We start from the raw sequence: 9205 nt of genomic DNA, 5'->3' as shown, positions 1-9205 counted from the left end.
GGCGGGCGGCAGGCGGCGGGCACCGGGCGCTGGCGCAAGAGCGCTGCGCTCGTGCTGCGCCGATACGCGCATGGTGTGCCAGGCGCGCAGCGGCGCAGCATGCGCGCGCGGTGGGCTGGCGGCGCAAGGAGCGGGCGGCCGGCACGGACCGCAGAGAGGAGGCAGACTGGTGGCGTGGCACGAGCGAGGATTGACGACGGCGTGGGGCGCGCGGCGGTGCGCGAATACGCGGCGCAGCAGGGTGAGGCGAGCCGGGACATCCGTGCCCTGGCGGTGCGGTACACGCTGCAGCTGCTCGCCGAGAAGGCCACCGGCAACACACTCGAGGTTCGCGTGCCGCCGTTCGGGGCCGTGCAGTGCATCGCCGGTCCGCGCCACACCCGCGGCACACCGCCGAACGTCGTTGAGACGGATGCCCCCACCTGGCTCGCCCTCGCGACCGGAACGCTCTCGTGGGCTGATGGCATCGCATCCGGTCGCATCGCCGCCTCCGGTCAGCGCGCCGACCTGGTCGGGCACCTGCCGCTTCTCTGACGCCTCCCACCTCCGGCTCGGACGCGACTCCCCCTTCCTCCCTCGTGAACCTTCCCCGTCGTTGTGGTGCGGTGGCAGCATCGTCCGATCACAACATTTAGTGACTAAACTAATTCCTATGACAGTTATTGCTGTGTTCGGTGCGACCGGTAAGACCGGTCATCGCGTTCTGACGCTCGCTCTTGCCGCGGAATACGAGGTGCGGGCTCTGGTGCGTGATCCGGCCAGGCTCGTCACCACGTCCCCGGCTCTGACGATTATTCGCGGTGATGTGTTGGACGCGGATGCCGTGGATCAGACGGTGGCGGGGTCAGACGCCGTGCTCAGCCTGTTCGGGCAGGTTAAGGGGTCGCCGCCGACGCTGCAGGCCGAGGGCACCCAGCTCATCGTGGACGCCATGGGGCGGCACGAAGTGAAGCGGATCGTCACCCTGTCGGGCGGCGGGCTATCCGCTCCACTGGACCGGCCCGGGCCAGCAGACCGCGTTATCAGGTTCTTGCTGAAGACCCTGTCCGGGCATGTTCTCGCCGATGCGGAGCAGCACCTCCGGGTGCTCGAGGCGTCCGGGTTGGAGTGGACGGTCGTTCGTGGTCCGCGCTTGACCGAGAAGCCGGGTGCTGGAACCTACCGGGTGGGATGGGTGGGCGTTGATGCGAGCACCCAGATCAGTCGAGATGATCTCGCGGACTTCATCCTCACCCAGGTGGAGGATCGCACCTTCATCGGGCAGATGCCGTTTATCAGCGCATGACACAATCGGCGCACCTGCTCACCTCGCACCGGTCCAGGCAGATGGGGGAGGTCCTGGCGGCGGTCGTTCGTCTGTCGCGGTCGATCGCGAGCCCGCGATCGACTCCGTTCGGCAGCACGGTCCTCACCCGCACCCAGCTGGATGTCCTCTTCGTCCTCGCTCACGCGCAGGACTCTGTCACTCCCGGCCGGCTTGCCGCACTGTTGCACGTCACACCGGGGGCCATCACCCAACTCGTCGACCAATTGCGCGAGCATGACTTGGTCGAGCAGTTCGCATCCGACCAGGACGGACGGGTGCGGCTCCTCAGACTCACCGGATCCGCGCGTTCCCAGGTCGAGGCGTTTGAAACTCTCGCGATAGAACGCTCCGCACCATGGTTCGACACGCTGACCGATGACGCTCTGACCGAACTCGCTGGACTGCTCGCACAGGTCACGGGATCCTGAGGGGTGTGGTCACCCTGACAGGCGCGACCGGGACGGTCGGCTCGGCCGTGGTGGATCGTCCACCGGCCGCGGCGGCTGCGGCGGCTGCCGCACGACGAGGTCCATGTTCGCGCTCCCGAGTACCGCACTCCCGTTCATCCGGGCAGGCTGGCATCCGCCGGGCAGAGCCAACGCACAGCCGCAGTACCGGTCTGGCGTGCGAGAATGAACGCGTGATCTCAGACCAACAGCCCGAGCAGCAGTCCGATTCCGGCGCCGGTGAGAGTGCGGGCGAATCGATCGTCGACAAGTCCACCGTCACCGTGCGGCGCTCGCCGCGCTTCTTCAATTTCATGCTCCTCGGCGCCCTGATCGGTGCTATCGCGGCCCTGGTTCTCACGGTCGTGTTTCCCGAGAATGCCGAGTTCGGGGCTACCCAGGTCTTCGGATTCCTGTTGCTCGCGTTTCTCACGCTGGGCGTCGCCCTGGGTGCCGTCGTCGCCATCATCATCGACCGTGTCATCTCCCGCCGCGGGAAGACGGTCGTCGTCGATAGAATGACAGCTGTCGGTCCGAGCGATTCCGAGTCTCCGGATGCCGTATCGGACTCGTCGAATTCTGATCGGGACTAGCTCAACCCGCCCGTCCCTACAACACGGCTCACCGGACCGAGACGGAGAAGCTCCCGGTCACCCCACAACTCTCAGCACACATTTCCCCCGAGCACTGATAGTAGAAGAGGCACCGATTTGGCTGGCGGCGACGGACTTTTAAGCCATGATCTACTCCCCGGCGAGAAGGGGCCGCAGGATGCCTGCGGCGTTTTCGGCGTCTGGGCTCCCGGTGAAGAGGTGGCCAAGCTCAGCTATTTCGGCCTCTATGCCCTGCAGCACCGGGGCCAGGAATCGGCCGGGATCGCCACGAGTGACGGCTCGAAGATCCTGATCTATAAGGACATGGGCCTGGTTTCCCAGGTCTTCAACGAGGCCGCGCTGAGCACACTGATCGGCCACATCGCCGTCGGGCACACCCGCTACTCGACCACCGGGTCGTCCAGCTGGCAGAACGCCCAGCCCACCCTGGGCCGCACCTCGGGCGGCACGGTCGCCCTCGGCCACAACGGCAACCTCACCAACACGGCCGAGCTCCTCCAGCTCGTGCACGAACGCTACCCGAAGGTGGAGGGTGAGCTGGCCCGCGGCAACACCACCGACACCGCGGTGATCACCGCCCTCTTCACCGGCGATCTCGACCACACCCTCGAAGCCACGGCGCTCGAGATTCTGCCGCGTCTGCGCGGCGCTTTCTGCCTCGTCTTCATGGACGAGACCACCCTCTACGCCGCGCGCGACCCGCAGGGGGTGCGCCCGCTGGTGCTCGGCCGCCTCGAGCGTGGTTGGGTCGTCGCATCCGAAACCGCCGCCCTCGACATCGTGGGCGCCAGCTTCGTGCGCGAGGTCGAGCCGGGAGAGCTCATCACCATCGACGAGGACGGCCTGCGCACGCAGCGCTTCGCCGAAGCGAAGCCCGCCGGCTGCGTGTTCGAGTACGTCTACCTGGCCCGGCCCGACACCACGATCGCCGGCCGCGGCGTGCACGAGGCGCGGGTCGAGATGGGCCGTCGCCTCGCCCAGGAGTACCCCGTCGAGGCCGACCTCGTCATCCCGACCCCCGAGTCCGGCACGCCGGCCGCGATCGGGTACGCGCAGGCATCCGGAATTCCGTTCGGCCAAGGTCTGGTGAAGAACTCCTATGTGGGGCGCACCTTCATCCAGCCGTCGGAGACCATCCGCCAGCGGGGAATCAAGCTCAAGCTCAACCCGCTCAAGGCCGTGATCAAGGGCAAACGGTTGATCGTCGTCGACGACTCGATCGTGCGCGGCAACACCCAGCGTGCCCTGGTCAGCATGCTGCGGGAGGCCGGTGCCGCCGAGGTGCACGTGCGCATCTCGAGCCCGCCGATCACCTGGCCCTGCTTCTACGGCATCGACTTCGCCTCCCGCGCGGAACTGATCGCGACCGGCCTCGGCGTCGACGAGGTGCGCCAGGCTATCGGCGCCGACTCGCTCGGCTACCTCTCACCGGAGGGAATGATCGCCGCCACCGAGCAGCCGCCCGAACGCCTGTGCACGGCTTGCTTCACCGGGGTCTATCCGATCCCGCTGCCCGACTCGGCACACCTGGGCAAGAACCTGCTGGAACGTCCGGCCGCCGCCTCGAACGGATGCGACCCGGGCCCCGACTCGGAATTCGAGCCTCTGCTCGCCCCCACCTCACTGCGCCAGGAAGCACTGCGCGAAGAATCCCTGGTCAAACAGGGTAAGTCCCCGATCGGCGACCCAGGAAGACAAGAATGAGCAACGCATCCTATGCGGCGGCCGGAGTGGACACCACGGCCGGCGACCTCGCCGTCTCCCTGATGAAGGAGGCCGTGTCGAACACGCACGGTCCCGAGGTGCTCGGCGGGTTCGGCGGTTTTGCCGGCCTCTACGACGTCTCCTTCCTCACCGGCTACACGCGCCCGCTGCTGGCCACGTCAACGGATGGCGTCGGCACCAAGGTCGCGATCGCCCAGGCCATCGACAAGCACGACACGATCGGCCAGGACCTTGTGGGCATGGTCGTCGACGACATCGTCGTCGTCGGGGCCCGCCCGCTCTTCATGACCGACTACATCGCCTGCGGCAAGGTCGTCCCCGAGCGGATCGCGGACATCGTCGCGGGCATCGCCCGCGCCTGCGCCGCCACCGGCACCGCACTCGTCGGCGGCGAGACCGCCGAGCACCCCGGCCTCCTCGGCGTGGACGACTACGACGTGGCCGGCGCCGCCACCGGCGTGGTGGAAGCCGACCAGGTGCTCGGCGCGGAGAAGGTCCGCCACGGCGACGTCGTCGTGGCGCTGGCCTCTTCCGGGCTGCACTCCAACGGTTACTCGCTCGTGCGGCACATCCTCGCCAACCGCGGCATCGGCTACACCGACACGTCCGCCGCTTTCGGCGGTGTGGTCGGCGAGGTCCTGCTCGAGCCGACGCGGCTCTACACCGGGCCGCTGCTCGGCGTGCTCTCCGACCCGGAGCTCGCCGGCGTCGTGCACTCGCTCAGCCACGTCACCGGCGGCGGCATCGCGGCGAACCTCGCCCGCGTGCTCCCGGTCGGCGCCTGGGTGGAGGTCGACCGGTCGACCTGGTCGCCGTCCCCGGTCTTCCGGGTGCTCAGTGAACTCGCCGGCTCCTCGCTCGAGAGCTCGGAGGGCACCTGGAACCTGGGTGTCGGCATGTTCGCCGTCGTCGCGGCCGAATCGGCGTCATCCGTCATCGCCCGCCTCGCCACCGAGGGAGTGCCGGCCTGGGTGGCGGGCCGCGTGTCGACCGCCCCGCACGATCTCGCGGGCTTTGCGCAGGGTGCCAAGGGCGTGAACGGCGGCGCCGTGCGCCTGGTCGGCGGTTACGCGCTCTAGCAAGGCGCCCGGCGGGGCGCCCCGCCGGGCGGCGGGTGCGCGCAAATGGCCGCCATCGGTGAAACGATGGCGGCCATTTGCGCGCACCCGCTGAGGCACAGGGCCGCGGGGGAGCACAACTAGCCGAGCCGAGCGTCAGGCGCGCTTTTGCTCGTCTTCGGTGGCGTAGTGGTCGACGTACTGGTCGTCGGCTTCGTCGTCGGTGTCTGCGTCTTTGCCGGGCTTGCCGGCCTCGTACTCCGGCCACTTCGCCAGGTCCTCGTCGAGGCGCGGGTCGGTGGCCGGATGCCCGGTGAGCTCGCGCTCAAGCGCGTTGTAGTTGGTGTCCGGGCTGAAGTACTTCAGCTCGCGGGCAACCTTGGTGTGCTTTGCTTTTTGACGGCCGCGCCCCATGCGAGACCCCCTAACGATGCCAGGCCGGGTGAGAGAAACGTCTCCCGGGAGTTGCCGAATATGGTGAAAACTAGCCGTCAGTTTAGCATGGCGGGCCGAACGGGCCGCGGATGCAAATCCTAAGCAGCGGTTCGCCGAGCACGTTCACAATCAGCGTTCCTTCACTGTACCTCAGCGGGAGAGAAGGTAGCCCGAACCACAGACCAGGAACCCGAGCAGGAGAGTGCCGATCAGGTTGACAATGCCCGCTCGCCGACGCCCGGTGAGCGTCAGTTCGACGGTCTCGACGCTCCAGGTGCTGAACGTGGTCAGGCCGCCGCAGAACCCGGTCAACAGGATCAGTTGCACGTCGGCGGATACCGCGGCACGCTCGGAGAGACCGAGCACCACACCGCCGATCAATGATCCGGCCACGTTCACGATCAACACGCCGAGCGGCAGCCGCCCGGGGCCGACGGGGAGGGCGCGCGAGACGAAGTAGCGGATGACCGCCGCCGCGCCACCGGTGACGAGGACGCCGAGGACCAGCCAGGTGCTCACAGAGTACTCCCGGCATCCGGAGTGTCCGGCAACACGCGGTGCCGAAGCTGCGCCCCCAGCTGCAGACCGAGGGCCGCGGCCCCGAACCCCAGCAGAAGAGTCGCCGCCAGGTAGAGCCAGCCGAGAGCCGGGAATCCGGCCGCGCCGAGCGCGACCAAGGACACCATGACGGCGGAGTAGGTCGTGAACGACCCGAGGACGCCCGTGCCGAGGGCGGCCTTGACCCAGGCCGGCAGGCCCGGGCGGGTCCACAGGCCGGCCACCAGCCAGCCGAGGATGAACGCGCCGATCGTGTTGGCGATCAGCGTGCTCGCCGGGAAGTTGGTGTCGGTGTGCGGGAGAGCCTGGTCGATGCCGAGTCGGAGGCCCGTGCCGACCATACCGCCGAGAAAGACGGCGGGAGCAAGGCGCATCCGTTACTTCCTCTTGCGGCGCCGCGCGGCGGACGGCCGCGAATTCGGCGGAACCGTGCCGACGACCGGCGTGGGCCGGATCGGGATGTCCTTCGTCGCCGGAGCGAGCGGGCGGCGCGGGATCGGGCGGGGGCGCACGGGCTCGCCGCGGCGGTCCTGGCCGGGCACGGGTCGGGAGCGCCGGCCGTAGATGAGCTCGGAGGAGTCGAGCAGCCACGGCACCAGGGCAATGGTGACGCCGTGCACGAGCATGAGCTTCTGGCGCAGCCGCCGGGCCTTGTGGTTGTGCAGCAGACCCTCCCACCAGTGGCCCACGATGTAGATCGGGGTGTACACGGTTACGACCTCGGAGCCGTGGTCCTCGCGCCGGTCCTTGATGTAGCTGATCAGAGGCCAGCTGATATCCCGGTAGGGCGACTGCACGATGCGCAACGGCACCTGAATGTTCTGCTGCACCCAGGCGCGTTTGAGCGCTTTGGTCTCGTCGACGTCGACGGAGATGTGTACGGCCTCGATGCTCTCGTGGCGGGCGGCGATCGCGTAGTCCAACGCCTTGAGCACGGGCTTCTGCATCTTGCCGACCAGCACGATCGCGTGGTCGCCCGACGAGCCGAAGGTGGTGTCGGCATCCACTTCGATTTCCTTGGCGACGTCGCGGTAGTACCGGTTGACGCCGAGCATGAGGGTGAACAGCACAGGCATCAAAACGAAAACGAGCCAGGCGCCGTGGGTGAACTTGGTGATGGTGACCACGATCAGCACCACGCCGGTGAGCAGCGCGCCGAAGCCGTTGATCGAGAGGCTCGCGATGATGGATGCCCGGTTCGGCGGGTTCGTCTTCAGCAGGGTCAGCCAGTGCCGCACCATGCCCGTCTGCCCGAGTGTGAAGGAGACGAAGACGCCGATGATGTAGAGCTGGATCAGCACGGTCAGGTTGGCCTGGTAGATGACCAGGATGATGCAGGCGAAGAGGGCCAGCAGCAGCACACCGTTGGAGTAGATCAGGCGGTCGCCGCGGGTGCTGAGCGATTTCGGGGCGTAGGAGTCTTTGGCGAGTACGGAGCCGAGCAGCGGGAAGCCGTTGAACGCCGTGTTGGCGGCCAGCAGCAGCACCGCCGCGGTCGCGGCCTGCAGCACGAAGAACATGATCGAGTTGTTGCCGAAGGTGGCCGCCGCGATCTGGGCGATCAGGCTGCGCTGCGGGGAAGTCGCACACTCCTCCCAGCCGATCAGGTCGCAGGGATTCTCCGCGTAGTGCACCTTCGAGAACAGGGCGAGCGCGGTCAGGCCGATGAAGAGCGTGATGGCGATGCCGCCCATGAGCACCAGGGTGCGCTGGGCGTTCTTGACCTTCGGATGCTTGAACGCGGGCACCCCGTTGGCGATCGCCTCGACGCCGGTGAGCGCGCTGCACCCACTCGCGAAGGAGCGCAACAGTAGCAGGATGAACGCCGACTGGGCCAGGCTCTGGGCCTCTACGTCGTAGTTCGCCGACTCGGCCATCGGGGTATCGCCGAGGGCGACCCGGGCGAGGCCCACGACGACCATCAGCAGCACGCTGGCGATGAACAGGTAGGTGGGGAAGGCGAAAGCCTTGCTCGACTCGTGCACGCCGCGCAGGTTGACCGCCGCGAGCAGGATCACGAAGAAGACCGCGAACTCCACCCGGAACGGCGCGAGGCCCGGCAGCGCGGAGATGATGTTGTCCACGCCACTGGCCACCGACACGACCACGGTCATCACGTAGTCGACGAGCAGGGCGGACGCGACGACGAGGCCGGCCTTCTCGCCGAGATTCTTGTGGGCGACCTCGTAGTCCCCGCCGCCGGACGGGTAGGCCTTGATCAGCTGGCGGTACGACGCGACGACCACGACGAGCAGTAGCACGACGCACGCCGCGACCCAGGGCGCGAAGCTGAGAAAGGCCAGCCCACCGAGCGTCAGGATCATCAGGAGCTCTTGTGGCGCGTACGCGACGCTCGACAGCGGGTCGCTCGCGAAGATGGGGAGGGCGAGGTGCTTGGGCAGCAACTGGCCGTCGAGCTTTTCGGTCGAGAGCGGGTCGCCGATGATCCACCTTTTCGGTGAACGTGTTTCTGGTGCCTGGGGGGTTCCCTCTGGAGTCACGAGGGACGACACTACTCCCTTGGAATCCTCTGTCAAATCCAGGGGAGTCGGCCGACGTGCGGGCGTGTCGGGCGCGCCCGCTCACAGAACACCCGCGCGGCGGGCGAGGGTGTTCTGTGGGGGGTGCTGGTGCACCGCTCCGGGCCGGCGGCCGCGCTACCGGTGCAGGGCGGCGAGGATGTCCGCGCGCACCTCGACCAGGCGAGCCCGCAGTTCCGGCACGAGCGTGGTCGGCACGCCGGACCGTGTGGCAGCCTGGCGCAGGTCCGCGCGCAGCTGCTGGCGGAACTCGTTCAGCACCAAATCGGCCTCATGCAGCGCCCGGTTGGACTCGAGACGTGGGTCGGGCGCCGCGGCTGCGGTGGATCCCGGATCGCCTTCGACGGTTCCGGCGCGGGCACCTGTTCCGTCGAATGTGGTTCCCGATGTGCTGCCGCTCGCTGCCGATCCCGCTGCGCCGGTCTGCCATCCCGCTCCGGCCGAGGCTGACGCTGATGCGGCTGCCGCACCGGCTCGGGCCCCGGCCGCGGCCCCGGCTGCCGCGCCGGCGGCGGCCCCGGCC

At 68.2% G+C, this 9205-nt stretch carries 10 protein-coding genes and 1 pseudogene; 6 read left to right on the top strand and 5 right to left on the bottom strand.

Features of this window, described 5'->3' with window-relative positions; all coding sequences use genetic code 11:
• Positions 1-174 precede the first annotated feature (174 nt).
• The 6 genes from E3O62_RS08315 (at position 175) to purM (ending at position 5170) form a co-directional block, all read left to right on the top strand.
• Complete coding sequence (locus E3O62_RS08315) at positions 175-534, top strand: sterol carrier family protein (protein WP_134395219.1); 360 nt, start codon at positions 175-177, stop codon at positions 532-534.
• Positions 535-652: 118 nt separating this feature from the next.
• On the top strand, positions 653-1285 hold the full coding sequence (locus tag E3O62_RS08310; protein ID WP_134398178.1) for an NAD(P)-dependent oxidoreductase: 633 nt from the start codon (positions 653-655) through the stop codon (positions 1283-1285).
• Entirely contained in the window at positions 1282-1734 is a 453-nt protein-coding gene (locus tag E3O62_RS08305; RefSeq protein ID WP_134395217.1) for a MarR family winged helix-turn-helix transcriptional regulator, read from the top strand. Before E3O62_RS08310 ends, E3O62_RS08305 begins: the two co-directional genes overlap by 4 nt.
• A gap of 212 nt (positions 1735-1946) precedes the next feature.
• Positions 1947-2345 carry a hypothetical protein gene (locus E3O62_RS16735; protein ID WP_174720124.1) on the top strand — a complete coding sequence of 133 codons (399 nt, stop codon included), beginning with the start codon at positions 1947-1949 and terminating at the stop codon, positions 2343-2345.
• A 117-nt stretch (positions 2346-2462) separates the two neighbouring features.
• Complete coding sequence (gene purF, locus E3O62_RS08295) at positions 2463-4070, top strand: amidophosphoribosyltransferase (protein WP_166786446.1); 1608 nt, start codon at positions 2463-2465, stop codon at positions 4068-4070.
• Positions 4067-5170 (top strand): phosphoribosylformylglycinamidine cyclo-ligase, encoded by a 1104-nt coding sequence (purM, locus tag E3O62_RS08290; RefSeq protein ID WP_134398176.1) that lies wholly within the window; start codon positions 4067-4069, stop codon positions 5168-5170. Before purF ends, purM begins: the two co-directional genes overlap by 4 nt.
• A gap of 135 nt (positions 5171-5305) precedes the next feature.
• Here the strand turns inward: purM and E3O62_RS08285 are convergent, their stop codons facing one another.
• The 5 genes and pseudogenes from E3O62_RS08285 to E3O62_RS16555 all read right to left on the bottom strand — a co-directional run.
• Complete coding sequence (locus E3O62_RS08285; RefSeq protein WP_134395215.1) at positions 5306-5563, bottom strand: DUF3073 domain-containing protein; 258 nt, start codon at positions 5561-5563, stop codon at positions 5306-5308.
• 171 nt (positions 5564-5734) lie between these two features.
• On the bottom strand, positions 5735-6103 hold the full coding sequence (crcB, locus tag E3O62_RS16560) for a fluoride efflux transporter CrcB (RefSeq protein ID WP_166784668.1): 369 nt from the start codon (positions 6101-6103) through the stop codon (positions 5735-5737).
• Positions 6100-6516, bottom strand: a complete 417-nt coding sequence (locus E3O62_RS08275) for a CrcB family protein (protein ID WP_134398173.1) — start codon at positions 6514-6516, stop codon at positions 6100-6102. The genes crcB and E3O62_RS08275 overlap by 4 nt, the downstream gene beginning before the upstream one ends.
• 3 nt (positions 6517-6519) lie before the next feature.
• Complete coding sequence (locus E3O62_RS08270; RefSeq protein ID WP_134398171.1) at positions 6520-8643, bottom strand: APC family permease; 2124 nt, start codon at positions 8641-8643, stop codon at positions 6520-6522.
• Between the two features lie 156 nt (positions 8644-8799).
• Positions 8800-9205: pseudogene (locus E3O62_RS16555) on the bottom strand (hypothetical protein); the annotation flags it as partial.

Source organism: Cryobacterium sp. TMT2-15-1 (assembly GCF_004402345.1).
Classification (GTDB): domain Bacteria; phylum Actinomycetota; class Actinomycetes; order Actinomycetales; family Microbacteriaceae; genus Cryobacterium; species Cryobacterium sandaracinum.
This window is presented reverse-complemented; position numbering and strand designations above follow the sequence as displayed.